This window comes from Nocardiopsis sp. YSL2, from assembly GCF_030555055.1.
Lineage (GTDB): Bacteria > Actinomycetota > Actinomycetes > Streptosporangiales > Streptosporangiaceae > Nocardiopsis.
This window is the reverse complement of record NZ_JAMOAO010000001.1, coordinates 3,507,213-3,526,795: the sequence shown is the minus strand read 5'-3', so window position 1 is coordinate 3,526,795 and position 19,583 is coordinate 3,507,213. Positions and strand designations below refer to the sequence as shown.

Sequence of the window (19,583 nt, the reverse complement as noted above, 5' to 3'; positions counted from 1 at the left end):
CCGGCGGGCACGGATGCAGCAGAGCGGGGCGCGGTCCGGCACGGACGGATGTGCCGGACCGCGCCCCAGGGGTCCCTCTTACCTCCGGCGGCGTGCCATGACGATGTTGACCACCGCCAGGATCACACCCACCAGGAAGAGCAGTGTTCCCATCACGTTGACCTGGGGCGGGATGCCCACCCGGGTCGTGCCCCAGATCCACAGCGGGAACGTCGTCACGTCGCCGCTGACGAACGTGGTGATGATGTAGTCGTCGATCGACAGGGCGAAGGCCAGCAGGCCGCCCGCCATGACCGCCGGGAACAGCATCGGCAGCGTCACCAGGCGGAACGTCGTCCAGGGGCCCGCGCCGAGGTCCTGGGCGGCCTCCTCCAGCTGCGGGTCGAGGGTGATGACCCTGGCCCGCACGGTGATCGCCACGAACGACACGCAGAACATCACGTGCGCGACGACGGTCGTCCAGTAGCCGGTGGTGATGCCCATCATCAGGAACGTCGACAGCAGTGCCGCGCCCAGCACCACCTCGGGGGCGCTGATCGCCGCGAACATCACCAGGTTGGTGAGCTGCTTGCCCCGGAAGGTGAACCGGCCCAGGGCCAGACCGAGCAGCGTGCCCAGCCCGCCCGACACGAGCATGGTGAGCAGCGCGATGCTCACCGAGTTGAACATGGCCTCGTTGAGCTCCGGGTACGCGAACGCGTTCTCGTACCAGTGCAGGGTGAAGCCCTGCCAGGTGATGTTGTGCCGCCCGGCCGGGTCGTTGAAGCTGAACGCGACCATGAACAGGATCGGCAGGAACAGCCAGGCGAGGACGGCCCAGGTGTAGTAGCGGCCCCAGTCGATCCGGCGGCGCCCGCGTGCGGCCCGCCGCGGCTCCGCCGGGGTGCCCGGCGCCGCCGCTGGTGTCAGGACGTCGGTGCTCACGCGTGCACCTCCATGACGCGCTCGGTTCCCAGGGCCCGTGCGTAGCTGAAGATGCCGATCAGCAGCAGGCCCATGAGGACGAAGGTGATCGACGACGCGATCGGGTAGTTGTTGTTGATCAGGTACTGCGTCTGGATGATGTTGCCGATCATCGTGTTGTGCGTGCCGCCGAGCACCGACGCGTTGACGTAGTCGGAGCTGGTCGGGATGAAGGTCATCAGCACGCCGGCGAACACACCGGGCAGCGAGACCGGCAGGATCACCCGCACGAACGCCTGGAACCGGCCCGCGTACAGGTCGTGGGCGGCCTCCACCATCCGCGGGTCCATCCGTTCCAGCACCGCGTAGATCGGCAGGACCATGAACGGCAGGAAGTTGTAGGCCAGGCCCAGGATCACCGCGGGCGCGGAGTTGAGCAGCGCGAAGCCCTCCGACAGCAGTCCCATCGACTTCAGCGGGCCCAGGACCACGCCGTTGTCGGAGAGCAGGAACCGCCACGAGATCGTGCGCAGCACGAACGAGACGAAGAAGGGCAGCAGGATCAGGAGCAGGTAGGTGGACTTGTACGGTCCGCCCTTGAACGCGATCCAGTAGGCCATCGGGTAGCCGATGGCGATGCACAGCAGAGTGGCGCAGGCGCCGTAGAACAGGGAGCGCAGGATCTGCTCCCAGTAGGTGCTGACGGCGTCGACGTAGTTGCCGACCGCGAAGCTCTGCTGGAACCCGGTGATGACGTTGCCCGTGGTGAGCGAGAGGGACAGCATCCCGCCGATGGGCACCACGAAGAACAGCGCCAGCCAGGCCCACGCCGGCAGCACCAGCGCGTAGGGCGTGATCTTTCGGTTCCTCATGGGCTCAGCTCTGCGTGATCTCGTGGAAGAGGGAGGCGAACTCCTCCTGGGCGTCGGCCTCCAGGTTCACGTAGTTGTGGAGCTTCTGGTAGTCGCCCTCGGTCGGGAAGACCAGGGAGCTCTCCGCCATCTCGCGGAGCGCCTCGCCGCGCTCGCTGCCGTCCTCGGCGTCGGCCCACTCGGCCATGACCTCCTGGGCGTGCGGGACGGGCGTGATGTAGGCGATGTACTCCGTGAGCCCGGTGGCGATCTCCGGGTCGTACAGGAAGTCCATGAGCTCGATGGCGTCCACCGGCGCCTGCGAGGTGTAGGGGATCATCAGGTTGTCGGTCCACAGCGTGGCGCCCTCGTCGGGCACGATGAACTTCAGGTTCGTGCCCTCCTCGGCGTTCTGCTGGTAGATGTCGCCGGACCAGGCCATGGTCATCCACAGGTCGCCGTTGGTGAGCGGCTGGATGAAGTCCTGGTCGTAGTAGGCGCGCACGATGCCGGCGTCGCGCTGCTCGCGCAGCTTCTCCGCGGCGGCCTCCCAGTCCTCCAGGGTGGAGTCGGCCGGGTTGACGCCGTTGAGCAGGAGGCCGAAGTTGGCGATCTCCTGGGCGTCGCCCATCATGCCGACCTTGCCCTCGAACGCGGGGTCCCACAGGTCGGCGATGCTGGTGATCTCCCGGTCGACGTACTCCGGGTTGTAGGCGATGCCGGTGATACCCGAGGTGTAGGGCACCGTGTACTGGTTCCCGGGGTCGTAGGCGGTGTTCTTGTAGGTCTCGCCCGCGTACTCCGCGTAGTTCGGCAGCTTGGTGTGGTCCAGCTGCACGAGGTAGCCGAGCTCGATGAGCTTGGCGAGCTCGAAGCCGTTGGGCAGCACCATGAGGTCGTAGCCGGTGTCGTCGCCGTTGGCCAGGCGGGGCTGGATCTGCCCGAAGAACGACGCCGCCTCCTGCACGTCCTCCTTGTAGTCGACCTCGATGCCGGTCGCCTCGGTGAACTGCTGGAGCTGTGTGCGCTCGGAGTCCATGTACAGCGGCCAGTTGGCGAACCGCAGGGAACCGGTCCGCTCCTTGTCGGCCCAGTAGTCCCCGCTCGCGGCGGGGTCGCGCTGCTGGCCGCCGACGCCGCACGCGGACAGGGCCAGCGCGGCGGCCGCGGCGCCGCCCGCCTGCAGGGTGCGGCGGCGGGTCATGCCGGGCAGCACCAGCGGTGAGCGCCGGGCCCGCGTGAGGCCTCTGAGGAGGGCAGAGTTGATGTTGGGGCGAGGGCGGTTGCTCATGTCGTCGTTCCCTACGTGGTCTTGGGGGATGCTCAGGAGGACAGTGCGAAGGAGTGCTCGGGCCGCCAGGAGAGCCACACGGACTCGCCGCGCTGGGCGACCAGGGTCGAGCCGGACGCGTTCTGCTGGTAGACGGTGACCTCCTCGCCACCGCCGATGTCCACCTGGTAGTGCGTGGACGAGCCCATGTAGACGGTCTCGGTGACCGTCCCGGGGACCCGGCTGACGTCCCCTCCGGGAGCGTCGGTGCCGATGCGCATCTTCTCGGGCCGCACGGTCAGGTGGATGTGCGCTCCGGTGGTGACGGTGTCGGGGAGCTCTGCGACCAGGGCGGTGGCGCCGTCGGCGACCTCCACCTTCCAGTGGTCGCCCGCCCGGGCCTTCACGACGCCCCGGACCAGGTTGCTGGTACCGATGAAGTCGGCGACGAACCGCGTGGCCGGCCGCTCGTAGATCTCGGCGGGCGTGCCGAGCTGTTCCACCCGGCCCTCGTTCATGACCGCGATGCGGTCCGACATCGTCAGTGCCTCGCCCTGGTCGTGGGTGACGTAGACGAAGGTGATGCCGACCTCGCGCTGGATGCGCTTGAGCTCGACCTGCATGGACTGGCGGAGCTTGAGGTCCAGGGCGCCGAGCGGCTCGTCCAGCAGCAGGGCGCTGGGCTGGTTGACCAGGGCCCGCGCGAGGGCGACCCGCTGCTGCTGGCCGCCGGAGAGCTGCGTGGGCCGGTGCTTGGCACGGTGTCCGAGCTCGACGAGGTCGAGCATCTCCGCGACCCGGACGCGGATCTGGTCCTTGGGGACCCGTCGGCGCCGGAGCCCGAAGGCGACGTTGTCGGCGACGCTCATGTGCGGGAACAGCGCGTAGCTCTGGAAGACCATGTTGACGTCGCGGTGGTTGGCGGCCACCCCGGTGACGTCCTTGCCTTCGAGCAGGACGGTGCCCTCGGTGGGCTCCTCGAACCCGGCGATCATGCGCATCGTGGTGGTCTTGCCGCAGCCGGAGGGGCCGAGCAGGGAGAAGAACTCCCCCGCCTCGATGGCCAGGTCCACGCCGTCGACCGCGCGCACGGTCTCCGGACCGGAGCGGAAGGCCTTGACGACCCCGTTCAGGGTGATGGCGGACCGGCTCACCGCCGGTTCGGTGGCGGGCGGCGCTTCGGACGTGGGACTCGTGGTGCTGGTGGCCATGGCGTCGGAGTTCCTATCAGCTCTCGTTCCTGGTACGGGGGGATGCGGGTCCGGCGGCGGTTCCGGTGCCGACGGCTCAGTCACCGATGTAGCTCATGACGTGCTTGATCCGGGTGTACTCCTCGAAGGAGTACGTCGACAGGTCCTTGCCGTAGCCGGAGTGCTTGAAGCCGCCGTGCGGCATCTCGGCGGTGACGGGGATGTGGGTGTTGATCCACACGCACCCGAAGTCCAGGCGGCGGGAGACGCGCAGCGCGCGGGCATGGTCCTTGGTCCACACGCTGGAGGCCAGGCCGTACTCGACGGAGTTGGCCCAGGATACGGCGGTGTCCTCGTCGGTGAAGCGCTGGACGGTGATGACCGGGCCGAAGATCTCGTCGGTCACCAGCTCGTCGCCCTGGCGCAGGCCCGACACGACGGTGGGCGCGAAGAAGTAGCCCTCGTCGCCGACCCGGTGGCCGCCCGCGAGCACCTCGGCGTGGTCGGGCGTGCGCTCCAGGAACCCGGTGACCCGCGCCAGCTGGTTGGCGTTGTTGACCGGGCCGTAGGCGGCGTCGGGGTTGCTCGGCGGGGCGGTGACGGTGCCGCGCGCCTGCTCGGCGAGCGCGGCGGCCAGGTCGTCGTGGATACCGGGGGCCGCGATGACGCGCGTGGCGGCGGTGCAGTCCTGGCCGGCGTTGAAGTAGCCGGCGTCGGCGATCCCGGCGGCGGCCCTCTCGACGTCGGCGTCGTCGAAGACGATGACGGGGGCCTTGCCGCCCAGCTCCAGGTGGAGGCGCTTGAGGTCCTTGGACCCGGCCTGGGCGACCTCGTACCCGGCGCGCGTGGAGCCGGTGAGCGAGATCAGCGCGGGCGTGGGGTGGTCCACCAGGGCGCGGCCGGTGTCGCGGTCGCCGGTGACCACGTTGAACACGCCGGCCGGGAAGAACTCCGAGGCGATCTCCGCGAGCAGGAGCGTGGACAGCGGCGTGGTGTCGGAGGGCTTGAGGACGATGGTGTCGCCCGCGGCCAGGGCGGGGCCGATCTTCCAGGCGGCCATGGCCATCGGGTAGTTCCACGGGGTGATCTGGCCGACGACGCCGAGGGGCTCGCGCCGGATCCACGAGGTGTGGTCGGCCATGTACTCGCCCGCGGCGCGCCCCTCCAGGTTGCGCGCGGCGCCCGCGAAGAAGCGCAGGGCGTCCAGGACCTGGCCGATCTCCTCGCTCTTGGTCAGGCCCACCGGCTTGCCGCAGTTGCGGACCTCGGCGTCGACGAGTTCGTCGGCCCGCTCCTCGACGGCGTCGGCGAACTTGTTCATGGCGATCTGCCGCTCGGCGGGCGTGGAGTCGCGCCAGCCGCCCTCGAAGGCGTTCCGGGCGGCCTTGAACGCGCGGTCGACGTCCTCGGCGCCGGACACGGCGGCGGTCGCGAAGACCTTGCCGGTCGAGGGGTCCACGAGGTCGGCACGTGCCCCGTCGGCGGCGTCGACGTACTCCCCGTTGACGAAGTTGCGGAGGTGTTCGGTACCTGACTCCTGGGTCACAGTGGCTCCTGCGGGTCGGGCGCGCCGTGGACGCGCTGGTCGGGGCACGGCGGACGTGCTGGCGGTGTGAACTGTCACACTGCCAGGCGCAACGCACGACTTCAAGGGATTCCGTTGTAAAGATTGAGTTTCCCGACGGATACTTGACACTGACGCCAAAGATGCGACTATTTCTGTTGAGAGGACCCCGTTCGGGTCCCCCGGGTCGACCCGACCGAGGTCCCCGCCCCACTCAGCGATCCTGGGAGCACCAAGTGTCAGCGCACCTGAGCCCGGAAGAAGTCCAGCGGGCCGCCAAGGACCATCTGTGGATGCACTTCACGGAGATGGCCGGCTACGACGACGCCGACGTCCCCGTCATCACCCGTGGTGAGGGCGTCCACGTCTACGACTCCGAGGGCAGGAAGTACCTGGACGGCCTGTCCGGACTGTTCGTCTCGCAGGTCGGGCACGGCCGCGAGGAGATCGCGGACGCGATCGCGGAGCAGGCCAAGGAGCTGGCCTACTTCCCGATCTGGACCTACGCCCACCCCAAGGCGGCGGAGCTGGCCGCGCGGCTGGCGGGCCTGGCGCCCGGCGACCTCAACCGGGTCTTCTTCACCACCAGCGGTTCCGAGGCCGTCGAGTCGGCGTGGAAGCTCGCGCGCCAGTACTTCAAGGCGATCGGCGAGCCCACCCGGCACAAGGTGATCAGCCGCAAGATCGCCTACCACGGCAGCAGCCTCGGCGCGCTCTCGATCACCGGCCTCCAGGCGATCAAGACGCCGTTCGAGCCGCTGGTGCCCAGCACCATCCAGGTGCCCAACACCGACTTCTACCGCGCGCCCGTCCACGGCGACGACCATGAGGCCTTCGGCCGCTGGGCCGCGGACCAGATCGAGGACGCGATCCTGCAGAACGACCCGGACACCGTCGCCGCGGTGTTCGTGGAGCCGGTGCAGAACTCCGGGGGCTGCTTCCCGCCGCCGCCCGGGTACCTGCAGCGGGTGCGCGAGATCTGTGACCGCTACGGCGTGCTGATGGTCTCCGACGAGGTCATCTGCGCCTTCGGCCGCCTCGGGGAGTACTTCGGCGCCGCCAAGTACGGCTACCTGCCGGACATGATCACCTTCGCCAAGGGCGCCACCAGCGGTTACGTGCCGCTGGGCGGTGTGATCGCCCGCGAGAAGGTGATGGAGCCGTTCAAGGAGCCCGGCAGCACGTTCCTGCACGGGATCACCTTCGCCGGGCACCCGGTCGCGGCCGCCGCGGCCCTGGCCAACCTCGACCTGTTCGAGAGCGAGGGCATCCTCGACAACGTCCGCGAGAACGCGCCCGTCTTCCGGGCCACCCTGGAGAAGCTGCTGGACCTGCCGATCGTCGGCGACGTCCGCGGTGACGGGTTCTTCTACGGCATCGAGCTGGTGAAGGACAAGGAGACCAAGGAGGTCTTCACGGCCGAGGAGTCCACGAGGCTGCTCAAGGGCTTCCTGTCGCAGGCGCTGTTCGAGGCCGGGCTGGTCTGCCGCGCCGACGACCGCGGTGAGCCGGTCGTGCAGCTCTCGCCGCCGCTGACCTGCGGGCCCGAGCACTTCGACGAGATCGAGCGCATCCTGCGCAAGGTCCTCACCGAGGCCTGGGACCGGCTCTAGAGCCCCCGCCCCCGCCCCCCGGCGCCCCCGTCCCTCTCCTGGACGGGGGCGCCGTCGTTTCCGGGGGGCGGGCACGTCCGGCCGGGTCAGGGGGCGGGCTCGTGATCCGGGACGGCCTCCACGAGGTCGGCGGCCTCCGCCAGGGCCGTGGACAGGTCGGCGTGCCCGCACCGCTCGGCGAGGGTGGACAGCAGCCGCGCCATCGAGGGTTCCAGGGACGTTCGCGTGTAGCCGCCCCGGCGGCCCCACACGGTCACCTCCACCAGGCCCAGCCCCCGTTTCCCCGCCCAGCTGTCCGACCTCGTGAGCCACACGCTCACCCCCTCCTCACCCCGATCACGGACGAGGCGCAGGTGGCGCATGCGCTCGGTGTCGATACCGTGGTCGGCCCCGCACCAGCGCGGGCAGGGGTCCTCGGGGCAGGCGTCCGTCATGGCCGGCACCCCTTGCGGTTCAGGTGGTTGCCCCACTCCCCCAGATCCCCGTGCGAGAGGTGCTCCAACGGGGACTCCCACACCCACACCACCCGGCTCGGGCCCTCCCGCCTGCCCCGGGCGACCCTGGTCACCACTCCGCGCCGGGCGCCGTAGACGGGTTCGTCGCGCAGCGAACGGCCGAGGTACTCGATCGCTACGTGCCTCTCGGCCGCCCACACCTTCAACGCGGCCAGCGAGGGCAGCTCGCGGATATCGCAGATCGTGCGCTTCATCAGGCCACCGCCCCCAGGCCCGGGCCGTGCTGGGACGATCCGCCGTCCGGAGCCGGGATCCCGACCGTCGACATCCACGAGCGCACCGCCAACGCGAGCGGAGCCAGGTCCCCGCCCGGGTGCGAGACGTAGGACCGCACCCGCGACGCCCGACGCCTGCGTGCTCGGACCGGCTCGGCCGTGCGCCTGGCGTGCTTGGGCCGATGCGGCTCGGGCCGTTCCACCCAGTCGCAGGAGCAGGCCCGGAAGGCGGCCACCCGCAGGCCGGGACGCCGCTCCCGGTGCCGGTAGTGCTCGCACAGATCGATGACGGGCGCCAACGGTCGCCGCACCCACCCGTCGTCGGCGCTCGGGCGCCTGCCGGGAGTGTTCGGCAGGGACACCACGACCGACTCAGGGGGTTCGGCCGTCCTCTCCCGGATGGCGAGGGGGTCGGAGGGTTCGGGGGCTCGGGTCAGGTGGAAGGACCGCGCGGCCGCAGAGCGTACGGCCTCCAGGTCCACAGAACGCAGGTAGCGCACAGGGCGCCTCCTCAACGTAGATGCCGTTGGGGGAGGGCGGCTCGGATGCTTGCCTAAGAGCCATCATGCGATACACACTATGGGAATCGCAATATGCAAATCACAAGTGGGTGATATGTCGGGTTTCCCTTTGCTGGCCTATGATCAGGCGAGCCAGGAGGTGACACAGGGTGGCCGACAGCAGGTACAGCCCCAGCGCGAGGCGGAGGCGGCTCTCCGCTCTGCTTCGGCACATGCGCGAGGAGCGCAACCTGAAGATCGAGAGCGTCAACAAGCAGCTCGGATGGGCTTCGGGCAAGCTCAGCCGCATGGAACGCAACGAGTGGAAGCTGCCCTCGGTTCGTGACATGAAGGATCTTGCCGAGCTCTACGAACTCTCCGCCGAGATGCACGAAGCCCTGAATTCTCTCGCCCGCGAGTCCCGGGTCAGAGGTTGGTGGGTGGACTACAAGGACGTGCTTCGAGGCGGCCTGGCCGACTTCGAGAGCGGCGCGTCGATGATCCGAACGTTCGAGGCTCTCCTCGTTCCGGGCTTGTTCCAGACCGCCGACTACGCCGCCGCCGTGCTCCGTGGCAGTCGTGTCATGAGTGACTCGGAGATCGAAAGAAAGGTAGACGGCCGCATGCGCCGCCAGGAGATCCTGGCGTCAAGTGAAGCGCCACATGTCTGGGCCGTGGTCGATGAAGCCGCGTTGCGCAAGCGAGTCGGTGGTCCCGACGTCATGGCTGCTCAGGTTCAACACCTGATTCGCATGGCTGAGCTGCCCAACATCGACATCCAGGTCCTCCGCGACGATGTGGGCGCGCATGCTGCCATGGAGGGGGCGTTCATGATCCTGGACTTCCCAGATCCCGCTGACCTGCCGCTGGTGTACATAGAGACCTCGACGGAGGATCTCTACCTGGAGCAGCCGGAGACGATCCAGAACTACGTCAGCACCTTCAGCCACATTTGCAGTGAAGCGGAGTCCCCGGAAGCATCCGTTCGTTTCCTGGAATCACTCAGCTAGCAAGGAACCACCATGCATTCATCCGCCCACCTGACCTTTCGCACATCGTCGTACAGCGGACGAGGCGACAACTGTGTCGAGATCGCCGACCTGCCCGGTGGCGCCGCGGTGCGCGACACGAAGAACCGGGAGACAGGCCACCTGGAGTTCCGCGCCAGGGAGTGGGCCTCGCTGCTGAGCACCTTGAGGAGTCGGAGAGCCGGACTCGGCTGAGGGGTACGAACGGGTGCAAGGCCCGTACCGGGCGGGCCCGAGTGAAGGAGCACCGTTGGAGCACGTGTCCGCCCACCCACGAGTCCTCGTTCAGCGATCCCTGCCGACACCACCCGCCACTCGCGGCTCCAAGAGCCTGTACCTGACCGAGGCCGCCCAACAGGGCCTCACTCCCGAGCGCAAGATGCTGTTCGTCGGCCAGGAGCCCGCCAACGAACACGTCGCAGCCGGGCTCCGGGTCGAGCCCGGCGAGAACGTCGTCGCACGGCGCAAGATGTTCTGGGCCAACGGCGTTCCCGTGCGCATCTCCACGAGCTACTTCCGCACCGATGTCGCCGAGAACACCCGGCTCGACGGCCAGGGCTTCGTCCTGCCCACCCTCCAGGCCGCGATCGAAGATCTCGGCCACCGGTTCGGCCACGCGACCGAGACCCTGTCGTGCCGCCCCGCCACCCCCTACGAAGCGGACCTGCTCGACATCCCCGGCGAGTGGGTCGTGCAGGTCCTCCGCGTCGGTGTCTCCACCGAAGATGTCCCCGTCCACGCTTTGGAGACGATCTGCGCCGCCACCCGGCACGTCTTCCCGATCGGACAGGCGGTCGGCACCGACCAGTTCTGACCCACGCACCTGCCCATACGTGGCGCAACCATCTGAGGTACGCAGCGCAGGGAGCACCGGTCGGCTCTTCCCCGAACAGGGGGGCCTACGCGCCCTGGTCCACTTCCGGCCATCCCAGTGACGGAAGGACTCCGCACGGTTACTGTCGTCGTAACGACGGCCCCGGCCCTGAGGAGAACAGAGTGGGCAGCCACGGAAAGCCGGACAGCGAGGACCAGAAGGACGATCCGAAGTGGCAGCAGGATGGGCAACAGCCCAGCCCGCACGGCGGCAAGTCGGGTGACGACAAGTAGTGGTTCCCCCCGACTTCGACGCCGATGAGCGCCTCACCGCTCTGGTCGATCATCTCCAGCGGGTAGGGGCGCTCATGGACGACCGGTGGCGGGACGCCTTTCTCCGGACGCCCCGCCACCTGTTCGTACCCGACCCCATCTGGGTCCGGGACGGAGCGCGTGGCGACGGATGGATGATCCCCGTCGGTCGCAGTGATCCGTACTGGTGGGAGAACGCCTACGCCGACTTCGCACTCCCCACACAGGTGGACGACGGCGCTCCGGCCGGCGACGACGGCCGGGGCCGCTACCCGACCAGTTCCATCTCCCAGCCATCTCTCGTCGCGCGGATGCTGGAAGCCCTGGAAGTCACCGCCGGAACCCGGGTGCTGGAGATCGGCACCGCCACCGGGTACAACGCTGCGCTGTTGTGCGCCCGGCTCGGGGCCGAGTACGTGACCACTGTCGAGGTGGACGCGGTCCTGGCCGAACAGGGCCGCACCTCCTTGCGCGCGGCCGGGTGGAAGCCGACCGTCGTATGCGGAGACGGAGCACGGGGCGTCCCCTCGGAGGCTCCCTTCGACAGGGTGCTGGCGACCGTCGCAGCCAAACAGATCCCCTACGCCTGGGTGGACCAGACCCGGCCTGGCGGGATGATCGTCGCCCCTTGGGGCAACGACTTCATGACCACCGTGCTGCTGCGCCTGGAGGTGCGGCAAGACGGCGTGGCGACCGGACGACCCACCGGAGACGCCCCGTTCATGTGGCTGCGCGACCAGCGCACCGCGAAGGGCCTGTGGTCGGATTTCATTGACTTCGACGCCCCCGTGCGGACATCCCGGACCGGCGTGGATCCGCACGTGGTGGTCGAGCGCGGCAGCGGCGTCGAGTTCACCGTCGGTGCGACGGTGCCACGTCTGTGCAGGGCATGGTTCGACGCTGAAGATGACTCCGGCGAGGCCACGCTGTGGCTGTACGACACGAAGGGTTCGTGGGCGTCAGTCGATTACGCGCCGCGCGTCGACGGGCACCGGGTCGAGCAGGCGGGCCCTCGCAGCCTGTGGGATGAGGTCGAAGTCGCGGTGGCCTGGTGGTTTCGGGCGGGTCGTCCCGACCGTGAGCGGTTCGGGTTGACGGTCGCTCCGAGCGGCCAACAGGTGTGGCTGGACGAGCCCGGGAACGCCGTGAGGTCCTGAGCGGGGACGGCGACGCACCGCACGCGGTCGCCCCCGGCGGGGGCCGCCGGAGGCGTGGAGTGACGACGGGGTCGGACGTCATTCCCGGACCGAACGCTCCTCGGCGTGCTCCAGCGCCGCGAGGGCCGTGACCGCGCCCAGCTCCCAGCAGGCCTCGCGATCGGCGTTGCCCGGCCGCCCGGTCACCGCCACCGGTGGCCGGTGCCGCCGCCAGCCCATCCCCTTGGTGATCGACTCCACGGCGCGCACGGCACCGGAGGTGTCGTTGTCACCGTGAACGTAGAGCGAATACGGCATTCCGTTCGTATCACCCATCGCGGGATAGTAGACAGAGTCGAAGAAGTGCTTCAGGGCGCCGGACATGTACCCGATGTTGGCGGGCGTCCCCAGAAGGACGGCGTCGGCCGCGAGCAGATCGCCCACGGTCGCGGCCAGGGCCGCCTTGGCCTGGACCTCCACCCCTTCGATATCGTCGGTTCCGGCACCGTCCATCACCGCCACCAGCATCTCCTGGGTGGCGGGCGAGACAGTGTGGTGAACGATGAGCAGTCGTGCCATACCCCCACACTAGGCAGTACGTCGCCGGAACCTGTGCGGCTCCGTCGGCGTCAGAACCACCAGAGACCAACAGCCGCTGTTCGCGGGCGACTCGGCCGGACCAGTCCCCGAGCACCTCCCCCAGCGCACGGGGGCAGGCCCGCCCAGCTCGCAGCAGAAAGCCAAGGACCACCATGAGTCAGCCTCCCAACGGCCCCTACGGGGGTCCTCCGTCCGGAATGCCCCCACAGGGCCCGCCCACCGGCGGACAGCCCCCGATGGGCCCTCCGGGCGGCATGCCGCCCGGAGGCGACCCGTACGGCCCCGGTCCGGGTGGTCCCGGTGACCCGTACGGCCAGGGACCCGGCGGCCCCGGCGGCCCCGGTGACCCGTACGGCCAGGGCTACGGCGGTCCCGGCGGCCCCGGTGACCCGTACGGCCAGGGCTACGGCGGTCCCGGCGGCCCCGGCGGGCCGGGCGGGCCGGGCGATCCCTACGGCTACGGCACGGGCGAAATGCCGCCGGGAGGTATGCCCCCCGGCGGCGACCCCTACGGCGCCCCGTACCCGGGCGGCCCACAGCCCGCCCAGCCCAAGAAGACCTCGCCATGGCTGTTCGTGGGCCTCGGCTGCGGTGGCCTGTTCATCATCGGCATCGTCCTGGTCGTCATCATCGTCTTCGTCGCCAACAGCAACGACGCGCCGAGCAGCTCCACCGGTGACTCCGGAACCTCCAGCGGCCCCGACACGGACACAGACACCGACGGCACCACCCCCAGCGGCCCCAGCGGTGGCACGCTCGGCGAGTCCGTCGAGCACGAGGGCATCATCTTCACCCCGCTGGAGATCGAGGGCCCCTACACCGAACTCGACATCGCCGGCGAGACCTTCACCCCCCGCGGGGAGTACATCGTCCTGTGGCTCGAGGTCGAGGCCGCGGACTCCTCCGAGTCGTTCTGGCGCGACGAGCAGCACGTGTACACCAGCAGCGGCGAGGCGATCGAGGAGGACTACGACGCCACGGGCGCGATGGACACCATGAGCAAGACGCTGACTCCGGGCAGCCCGCTCGAAACCGCCATCGTCTTCGACGTGCCCGACGCCGACGACCTGGTCTCCATCGGCCTGAGCGCCGAGACCTACGGCGGCAACGAGGTCGAGTTCGACCTGAACTGACCCGTCACCCGACGGAAGCAGCAGCCCCCGAGGGCCGCCGGGACGCCCGGCGGCCCTCCACTTGCGAGAAAGACGACATGCACAATCCCGGGCCCGTCCCCCAGCCTCCCCGCAAGAAGTCCCCCTGGCTCTGGATCGGCCTGGGGTGCGGATTCCTGAGCGTGCTCACGGTCGTGGCGGTGGTCGTCGCCTTCGTCCTCGTGGTGATCGACGACGACCGCGGCGGCACGTTCGACGTGGGCGAGTCCTTCGAGATCCAGAACGTGCACTACACGATCAGGGCCGTCCACACCGGCGTCCCCGCGATCGGCGACGCCCTCCAGTACGCCCGGCCGGACCAGCACGGCGCCTTCGTGCTCGTCGTCCTCAGGGTCATCAACGAAATCCCTGTCGAACTCGCCGTGGACACGCCCGAATTCCTCCTGTACAGCGGCGGCACGGCGTACACACCCTCGGCCGAAGCCGGGGCGGCCGCCCTGATCGACTCCGACTTCCGCTTCGACGACAGCACCGAGTACGGCACCGTCAACGCGCGTGAGCTCCGGGACATGCCGCTCGTCTACGACGCACCGGACACCGACATCACCCACATGACGATCACCCCCGGGCCGACCCCGACCTCACGGTGACCGTCGACCTCGAACCGTGACGCCGCGTGGGCGCCCCGTCCGCGCCCGTACAGGCACGGACGGGCCGAAATCAGGCCGGCGACCTGTGCGGATACATGAAATTCAGCACGGATGAGGGCCTCAAACCTGTCGTTTCCTCTGAATTCCACCTGCCCCACAAGGGACATTGCGTCACTCTTCGGCACGATCACGAAATTGGGTAACCCGGTTGTAGCACGGACGCGGGAACGCCGGTCATTGACCCGCCATTCCTCCCTTCCCTAGTGTTCCGGGACGCGCACCACCTACTCGCACGACCAGTGCGAACAGGCGCTCACCGAGGAGCGAGGGAACCATGCCGCACACCGTCCGTGCCGCGCTCGTCCAGACCGAGTGGACCGGCGACACCGAATCCATGATCGCGGCGCACGAGAAATACGCTCGCGACGCCGCCGCGCAGGGCGCGAAAGTGATCGGATTCCAGGAAGTCTTCAACGCGCCCTACTTCTGCCAGGTACAGGAGGCCGAGCACTACCGCTGGGCCGAGTCGGTCCCCGACGGCCCCACCATCACCCGTTTCAGCGCGCTGGCCCGCGAACTGGGCATGGTGATGGTCCTGCCGGTCTTCGAGATCGAGAAGCCGGGCTTCTACTACAACACCGCCGCCGTCATCGACGCCGACGGCACCTATCTCGGCAAGTACCGCAAGCACCACATCCCGCAGGTCAAGGGCTTCTGGGAGAAGTTCTACTTCCGCCCCGGCAACCTCGGCTGGCCGGTCTTCGACACGGCCGTCGGCCGGATCGGCGTCTACATCTGCTACGACCGCCACTTCCCCGAGGGGTGGCGCGCGCTCGGCCTGGCCGGGGCCCAGCTCGTGTACAACCCCTCCGCCACCCACCGCGGCCTGTCCCGCTACCTCTGGCAGCTCGAACAGCCCGCCTCCGCGGTCGCCAACGCCTACTACGTCGCCGCCATCAACCGCGTGGGCGTGGAGGAGTACGGCGACAACGACTTCTACGGCACCAGCTACTTCGTCGACCCGCGCGGGCAGTTCGTCGGCGAGGTCGCCTCGGACACCGCCGCCGAACTCGTGGTCCGCGACCTCGACTTCGACCTGATCGACGAGGTACGCCAGCAGTGGGCGTTCTACCGCGACCGCCGCCCGGACGCCTACGGGCCGCTGGTCGAGGGATAGGGGGCACGCACATGGCACGAACCGTCATCAGCGGCGGCCTGGTCGTCACCGCGGCGGAGGAGGTCGAGGCCGACGTCCTGGTCGAGGACGGCAAGGTCGCGGCCCTGGCCCTGCGCGGCAGCGAGACCGCGCGCACCTGGGCCGACAGCGGCGCCGACGTCATCGACGCCGCCGGGCACTACGTCATCCCCGGCGGGGTGGACGCGCACACGCACATGGAGATGCCCTTCGGAGGCACCCACTCCGCCGACACCTTCGAGACCGGCACCCGTGCCGCCGCGTGGGGCGGCACCACCACGATCGTCGACTTCGCCATCCAGCGCCCCGGCCAGGCCGTGCGGGACGGCGTGAACGCGTGGATGGCCAAGGCCGACGGGAAGTGCGCCGTCGACTACTCCTTCCACGCCATCCTCAGCGACGTCAACGAGTCCTCGCTCAAGGAGATGGACGTCCTGGTGGACGAGGGCATCACCTCGTTCAAGCTGTTCATGGCCTATCCGGGTGTCTTCTACAGCGACGACGGCCAGATCCTGCGGGCCATGCAGCGCGGCGCCGCCAACGGCGCGCTGACCATGATGCACGCGGAGAACGGCATCGCCATCGACGTGCTGGTCGAACAGGCCCTGGCCGAGGGCCGCACCGACCCCCGGTACCACGGCGAGGTCCGCAAGGCCCTGCTGGAGTCCGAGGCCACCCACCGCGCCATCCAGCTCGCGCGCGTGGCGGGCGCCCCGCTCTACGTCGTGCACGTGTCGGCGAACGAGGCGGTGGAGGAGCTGTCGCGGGCCCGCGACAAGGGGCTCAACGTCTTCGGTGAGACCTGTCCCCAGTACCTGTTCCTGTCGACCGACAACCTGGCCGAGCCGGACTTCGAGGGCGCCAAGTACGTGTGCTCCACGCCGCTGCGCCCCAAGGAGCACCAGGAACACCTCTGGCGTGCGCTGCGCACCAACGACCTGTCCGTGGTCTCCACTGACCACTGCCCGTTCTGCTTCAGCGGCCAGAAGGAGATGGGCCGGGGCGACTTCTCCAAGATCCCCAACGGCATGCCCGGCGTGGAGAACCGGATGGACCTGCTGCACCAGGCCGTGGTGGACGGGCACATCAGCCGGCGGCGGTGGATCGAGATCGCCTGCGCCACCCCGGCGCGCATGTTCGGCCTCTACCCGAGGAAGGGCACCGTCGCACCGGGCGCCGACGCCGACCTGGTCGTCTACGACCCCGCGGCCGAGCAGGTCGTCTCGGCCGAGACGCACCACATGAACGTGGACTACTCCGCCTACGAGGGCAAGCGCCTCACCGGCCGCGCGCGCACGGTGCTCTCGCGCGGACGGGTCGTCGTGGACGACGGCGCCTACCTGGGCGAGGCCGGACACGGCCGGTTCGTGCCCAGGTCCACCTGCCAGTACCTGGTCTGAGGAGGAAGCACAGCGTGGACATCGGACTCGTCCTACAGACCGACCCGCCCGCCGACCTGCTGGTGGAGCGGATGGAGCGCGCCGACCGGCTCGGGTTCACCCACGGGTGGACGTTCGACTCGGTCGTGCTCTGGCAGGAGCCCTTCGTCATCTACAGCCGCGTCCTGGAGCGCACCCGCGACCTGGTCGTCGGCCCCATGGTGACCAACCCGAGCACGCGCACCTGGGAGGTCACGGCCTCCCTGTTCGCCACGCTCAACGACATGTACGGCAACCGGACGGTGTGCGGCATCGGCCGCGGCGACTCGGCGATGCGCGTGGCGGGCCGCAAGCCCGCCACCCTGGACCGGCTGAGCAGGGCCATGCACGCCATCAAGGACCTCGCGGAGGGCCGGGAGGCGGACGTCGACGGCGCCGCCATGCGCATCCCCTGGGTGAAGGACGGCGCCCTGCCGGTGTGGATGGGCGCCTACGGGCCCAAGGCGCTGGCCCTGGTGGGCCGCCAGGCCGACGGGTTCATCCTGCAGCTGGCCGACCCGTACCTGACCGAGTGGATGGTCAAGGCGGTGCGCGCGGCGGCGGCCGACGCGGGCCGCGACCCCGACGAGGTGAAGGTGTGCGTGGCGGCGCCCGCGTACGTCACCGACGGGTCGCCGGAGGCACTGGCGCACGCCCGCGACCAGTGCCGGTGGTTCGGCGGGATGGTGGGCAACCACGTGGCCGACCTGGTGTCGCGCTACGGGGAGCACTCCGGCGCCGTCCCGGAGGAGCTGACGGACTACATCCGCGCCCGCGAGGGGTACGACTACAGCCACCACGGCCGGGCCGACAACCCGGACACCGCGTTCGTGCCCGACCCCATCGTCGACCGGTTCTGCCTGCTGGGCACGGTGGACGAGCACAGGAAGAAGCTGGAGCGGCTGCGCGAGGCCGGAGTCGACCAGTTCGCCGTCTACGCCATGCACGACGACGTCGACGGGGTCATCGACGCCTACGGCAGCGAGATCATCCCGGGCCTCACCTGAAACACCGAGTCAACAACGGGCGCGCACACTGTCCTGGTCAGGGCCGGGCAGGTGCGCGCCCGGCCGATCCCCCATCAGCACCACCGAAACCAGGTGTCACGTGACTCACGCCCCTCCCTCCCCCGAACCCGGTACAGCGCCCGTCACACACCCCGACGGTCGGGTCTCCCTCCCCGAGGGCGCCACCCTGCCGCCCGGCCCCTACGTCAACTCCGACCTGCACCCGGTGCCGATGTCCCAGCGCACCTGGGGCACGGGCAGCTTCACCGCCCTGTGGATCAGCATGTCGGTCAACATCCCGGCCTGGACGCTGGCCGGCGGCCTGGTCGCGGTGGGGATGGACTGGCGCCAGGCGGTCCTGACCATCGCCCTGGGCAACCTCATCGTGCTGGTGCCGATGGTCCTGACCGGTCACGCCGGCGCGCGGTACGGCATCCCGTATCCGATCTTCGCCCGGGCGTCCTTCGGGCTGCGGGGCGCGAACCTGCCCGCGCTGCTGCGCGGCGCGGTCGCGTGCGGCTGGTACGGCATCCAGACGTGGATCGGCGGCCAGGGCGTGTTCATCCTGCTCGGGCGCGTATTCGGCACGGGCTGGAGCGAGGCGGCCGTGGTCGGCGGGCAGCCGTGGACCATGTGGCTGTCGTTCGGCCTGTTCTGGCTGGCCCAGCTGGCGATCATCCTGTGGGGCATGGAGGGCGTCCGCAAGGTGCAGGTGTGGGCCGCCCCGCTCATGCTGGTGGGCGGCGTCGCCCTGCTGGCGTGGATGGTGGTCCAGGCGGGCGGCTTCGCGCCGCTGTTCGCGGTCAACTCGGACCTGGGCTGGGGCCCGGAGTTCTGGGCGCTGTTCTTCCCGTCCCTGATGGCGATGATCGGCTTCTGGGCGACCCTGAGCCTGAACATCAGCGACTTCACGCGCTTCGCGTCCACGCAGCGCGCGCAGGTGCTGGGCCAGACGTTCGGCCTGCCGACCACGATGGCGGCGTTCGCGCTGCTGGCGGTCATGGTGAGCGCGGGGACGCAGGCGGTGTACGGCGAGACGCTGTGGGACCCGGTGGAGATCGTCGCGCAGATGGACAACGGGATCGCGCTGCTGTTCGCGACCTTCGTGGTGCTGCTGGCGACGGTGTCCACGAACATCGCCGCGAACCTGGTGGGCCCGGCCTACGACCTGGCCAACCTGAAGCCGAGGCTGATCAGCTTCCGGACCGGCGCGATCATCACGAGCCTGGTGAGCGTCGCGATCTTCCCGTGGCGGCTGATCTCGGACCCGAACATCTACATCTTCACGTGGCTGGGCACCGTGGGCGGGATCCTGGGAACCGTCGGCGGCATCCTCATCGCGGACTACTGGCTGCTGCGCCGCACCCGGATGGACCTGAACGCGCTGTACACGCGCGACGCGGCGTACTGGTACACGGGCGGCTGGAACTGGCGGGCCCTGGCGGCGTTCGCGGTGGGCGCGATCCTGGCGGTGGGCGGCTCGCACTCCGCCCCGGGCGCCGGGCCCTTCCCGGAGGCGGGTCTCATCCCGTTCCTGTCCCCGCTGGCCGACTACGGCTGGGCGGTGGGCTTCCTGTCGGCGCTGGTCGTCTACTGGGCCCTGAGCCTGGCCCTCCCCGACCGGCGACGGCAGCGCGTCTGACCCGACCCACCCGAGCCCCGGCCGATCGCCCCGATCGGCCGGGGCTCCT

The 19,583-nt window shown here is 69.5% G+C and carries 20 protein-coding genes; 11 read left to right on the top strand and 9 right to left on the bottom strand.

Annotation, left to right across the window (positions count from 1 at the left end; genetic code table 11):
• Positions 1-78 precede the first annotated feature (78 nt).
• From M1P99_RS15805 to M1P99_RS15785, 5 genes are all read right to left on the bottom strand, one after another.
• The gene (locus tag M1P99_RS15805; RefSeq protein WP_304453389.1) at positions 79-924 is read right to left on the bottom strand and encodes an ABC transporter permease; all 846 of its coding nucleotides are present in this window, start codon (positions 922-924) and stop codon (positions 79-81) included.
• Positions 921-1,775, bottom strand: a complete 855-nt coding sequence (locus M1P99_RS15800; protein ID WP_304453388.1) for an ABC transporter permease — start codon at positions 1,773-1,775, stop codon at positions 921-923. The genes M1P99_RS15805 and M1P99_RS15800 overlap by 4 nt, the downstream gene beginning before the upstream one ends.
• Positions 1,776-1,779: 4 nt before the next feature.
• The gene (locus tag M1P99_RS15795; protein WP_304453387.1) at positions 1,780-3,045 is read right to left on the bottom strand and encodes a PotD/PotF family extracellular solute-binding protein; all 1,266 of its coding nucleotides are present in this window, start codon (positions 3,043-3,045) and stop codon (positions 1,780-1,782) included.
• Between the two features lie 32 nt (positions 3,046-3,077).
• A complete protein-coding gene (locus tag M1P99_RS15790) occupies positions 3,078-4,235 on the bottom strand; it encodes an ABC transporter ATP-binding protein (protein WP_304453386.1) in 1,158 nt (385 codons plus the stop codon).
• A gap of 76 nt (positions 4,236-4,311) precedes the next feature.
• Positions 4,312-5,760 carry a gamma-aminobutyraldehyde dehydrogenase gene (locus tag M1P99_RS15785; protein WP_304453385.1) on the bottom strand — a complete coding sequence of 483 codons (1,449 nt, stop codon included), beginning with the start codon at positions 5,758-5,760 and terminating at the stop codon, positions 4,312-4,314.
• Between the two features lie 254 nt (positions 5,761-6,014).
• Between M1P99_RS15785 and M1P99_RS15780 the strand changes: the two genes are divergently transcribed.
• Positions 6,015-7,391 carry an aspartate aminotransferase family protein gene (locus M1P99_RS15780; RefSeq protein WP_304453384.1) on the top strand — a complete coding sequence of 459 codons (1,377 nt, stop codon included), beginning with the start codon at positions 6,015-6,017 and terminating at the stop codon, positions 7,389-7,391.
• Between the two features lie 86 nt (positions 7,392-7,477).
• Here M1P99_RS15780 and M1P99_RS15775 read toward each other — a convergent pair whose 3' ends face one another.
• Genes M1P99_RS15775 through M1P99_RS15765 form a run of 3 tightly spaced genes read right to left on the bottom strand, consistent with a single transcriptional unit; the run spans position 7,478 to position 8,621 of the window.
• Positions 7,478-7,825 (bottom strand): hypothetical protein, encoded by a 348-nt coding sequence (locus M1P99_RS15775; protein ID WP_304453383.1) that lies wholly within the window; start codon positions 7,823-7,825, stop codon positions 7,478-7,480.
• On the bottom strand, positions 7,822-8,100 hold the full coding sequence (locus M1P99_RS15770; protein ID WP_304453382.1) for a hypothetical protein: 279 nt from the start codon (positions 8,098-8,100) through the stop codon (positions 7,822-7,824). Before M1P99_RS15770 ends, M1P99_RS15775 begins: the two co-directional genes overlap by 4 nt.
• Positions 8,100-8,621, bottom strand: a complete 522-nt coding sequence (locus M1P99_RS15765; protein ID WP_304453381.1) for a hypothetical protein — start codon at positions 8,619-8,621, stop codon at positions 8,100-8,102. The genes M1P99_RS15770 and M1P99_RS15765 overlap by 1 nt, the downstream gene beginning before the upstream one ends.
• A 170-nt stretch (positions 8,622-8,791) precedes the next feature.
• Here M1P99_RS15765 and M1P99_RS15760 point away from each other — a divergent pair, with 170 nt between their 5' ends.
• From M1P99_RS15760 to M1P99_RS15745, 4 genes are all read left to right on the top strand, one after another.
• The gene (locus M1P99_RS15760) at positions 8,792-9,631 is read left to right on the top strand and encodes a helix-turn-helix transcriptional regulator (protein WP_304453380.1); all 840 of its coding nucleotides are present in this window, start codon (positions 8,792-8,794) and stop codon (positions 9,629-9,631) included.
• Between the two features lie 12 nt (positions 9,632-9,643).
• Positions 9,644-9,844, top strand: coding sequence for a DUF397 domain-containing protein (locus M1P99_RS15755; RefSeq protein WP_304453379.1), 201 nt, complete (start codon positions 9,644-9,646; stop codon positions 9,842-9,844).
• 64 nt (positions 9,845-9,908) lie between these two features.
• On the top strand, positions 9,909-10,463 hold the full coding sequence (locus M1P99_RS15750; protein ID WP_304455707.1) for a GntR family transcriptional regulator: 555 nt from the start codon (positions 9,909-9,911) through the stop codon (positions 10,461-10,463).
• 292 nt (positions 10,464-10,755) lie between these two features.
• The gene (locus M1P99_RS15745) at positions 10,756-11,931 is read left to right on the top strand and encodes a methyltransferase domain-containing protein (protein WP_304453378.1); all 1,176 of its coding nucleotides are present in this window, start codon (positions 10,756-10,758) and stop codon (positions 11,929-11,931) included.
• A gap of 78 nt (positions 11,932-12,009) precedes the next feature.
• On the opposite strand, the gene M1P99_RS15740 is transcribed toward M1P99_RS15745, so the two are convergent.
• Positions 12,010-12,489, bottom strand: coding sequence for a flavodoxin family protein (locus M1P99_RS15740; protein WP_304453377.1), 480 nt, complete (start codon positions 12,487-12,489; stop codon positions 12,010-12,012).
• A gap of 173 nt (positions 12,490-12,662) precedes the next feature.
• Here M1P99_RS15740 and M1P99_RS15735 point away from each other — a divergent pair, with 173 nt between their 5' ends.
• The 6 genes from M1P99_RS15735 to M1P99_RS15710 all read left to right on the top strand — a co-directional run bounded on the left by M1P99_RS15735 (position 12,663) and on the right by M1P99_RS15710 (position 19,534).
• Positions 12,663-13,643, top strand: a complete 981-nt coding sequence (locus M1P99_RS15735) for a hypothetical protein (RefSeq protein WP_304453376.1) — start codon at positions 12,663-12,665, stop codon at positions 13,641-13,643.
• Positions 13,644-13,720: 77 nt separating this feature from the next.
• Positions 13,721-14,272, top strand: a complete 552-nt coding sequence (locus M1P99_RS15730; RefSeq protein ID WP_304453375.1) for a hypothetical protein — start codon at positions 13,721-13,723, stop codon at positions 14,270-14,272.
• Between the two features lie 334 nt (positions 14,273-14,606).
• Positions 14,607-15,449 (top strand): nitrilase-related carbon-nitrogen hydrolase, encoded by an 843-nt coding sequence (locus M1P99_RS15725; protein ID WP_304453374.1) that lies wholly within the window; start codon positions 14,607-14,609, stop codon positions 15,447-15,449.
• 11 nt (positions 15,450-15,460) lie between these two features.
• Entirely contained in the window at positions 15,461-16,867 is a 1,407-nt protein-coding gene (hydA, locus tag M1P99_RS15720) for a dihydropyrimidinase (protein ID WP_304453373.1), read from the top strand.
• Positions 16,868-16,881: 14 nt separating this feature from the next.
• Positions 16,882-17,892 (top strand): TIGR03842 family LLM class F420-dependent oxidoreductase, encoded by a 1,011-nt coding sequence (locus tag M1P99_RS15715; protein WP_304453372.1) that lies wholly within the window; start codon positions 16,882-16,884, stop codon positions 17,890-17,892.
• A 100-nt stretch (positions 17,893-17,992) separates the two neighbouring features.
• The gene (locus M1P99_RS15710) at positions 17,993-19,534 is read left to right on the top strand and encodes an NCS1 family nucleobase:cation symporter-1 (protein ID WP_304453371.1); all 1,542 of its coding nucleotides are present in this window, start codon (positions 17,993-17,995) and stop codon (positions 19,532-19,534) included.
• The last annotated feature ends 49 nt before the right edge of the window (positions 19,535-19,583 follow it).

Coding starts and splice junctions, on each gene's coding strand:
- M1P99_RS15800 (WP_304453388.1), bottom strand. CDS start 1,775: ATGAGGAACCGAAAGATCACGCCCTACGCGCTGGTGCTGCCGGCGTGG.
- M1P99_RS15795 (WP_304453387.1), bottom strand. CDS start 3,045: ATGAGCAACCGCCCTCGCCCCAACATCAACTCTGCCCTCCTCAGAGGC.
- M1P99_RS15790 (WP_304453386.1), bottom strand. CDS start 4,235: ATGGCCACCAGCACCACGAGTCCCACGTCCGAAGCGCCGCCCGCCACC.
- M1P99_RS15775 (WP_304453383.1), bottom strand. CDS start 7,825: ATGACGGACGCCTGCCCCGAGGACCCCTGCCCGCGCTGGTGCGGGGCC.
- M1P99_RS15770 (WP_304453382.1), bottom strand. CDS start 8,100: ATGAAGCGCACGATCTGCGATATCCGCGAGCTGCCCTCGCTGGCCGCG.
- M1P99_RS15755 (WP_304453379.1), top strand. CDS start 9,644: ATGCATTCATCCGCCCACCTGACCTTTCGCACATCGTCGTACAGCGGA.
- M1P99_RS15740 (WP_304453377.1), bottom strand. CDS start 12,489: ATGGCACGACTGCTCATCGTTCACCACACTGTCTCGCCCGCCACCCAG.
- M1P99_RS15735 (WP_304453376.1), top strand. CDS start 12,663: ATGAGTCAGCCTCCCAACGGCCCCTACGGGGGTCCTCCGTCCGGAATG.
- M1P99_RS15730 (WP_304453375.1), top strand. CDS start 13,721: ATGCACAATCCCGGGCCCGTCCCCCAGCCTCCCCGCAAGAAGTCCCCC.
- M1P99_RS15725 (WP_304453374.1), top strand. CDS start 14,607: ATGCCGCACACCGTCCGTGCCGCGCTCGTCCAGACCGAGTGGACCGGC.
- hydA (WP_304453373.1), top strand. CDS start 15,461: ATGGCACGAACCGTCATCAGCGGCGGCCTGGTCGTCACCGCGGCGGAG.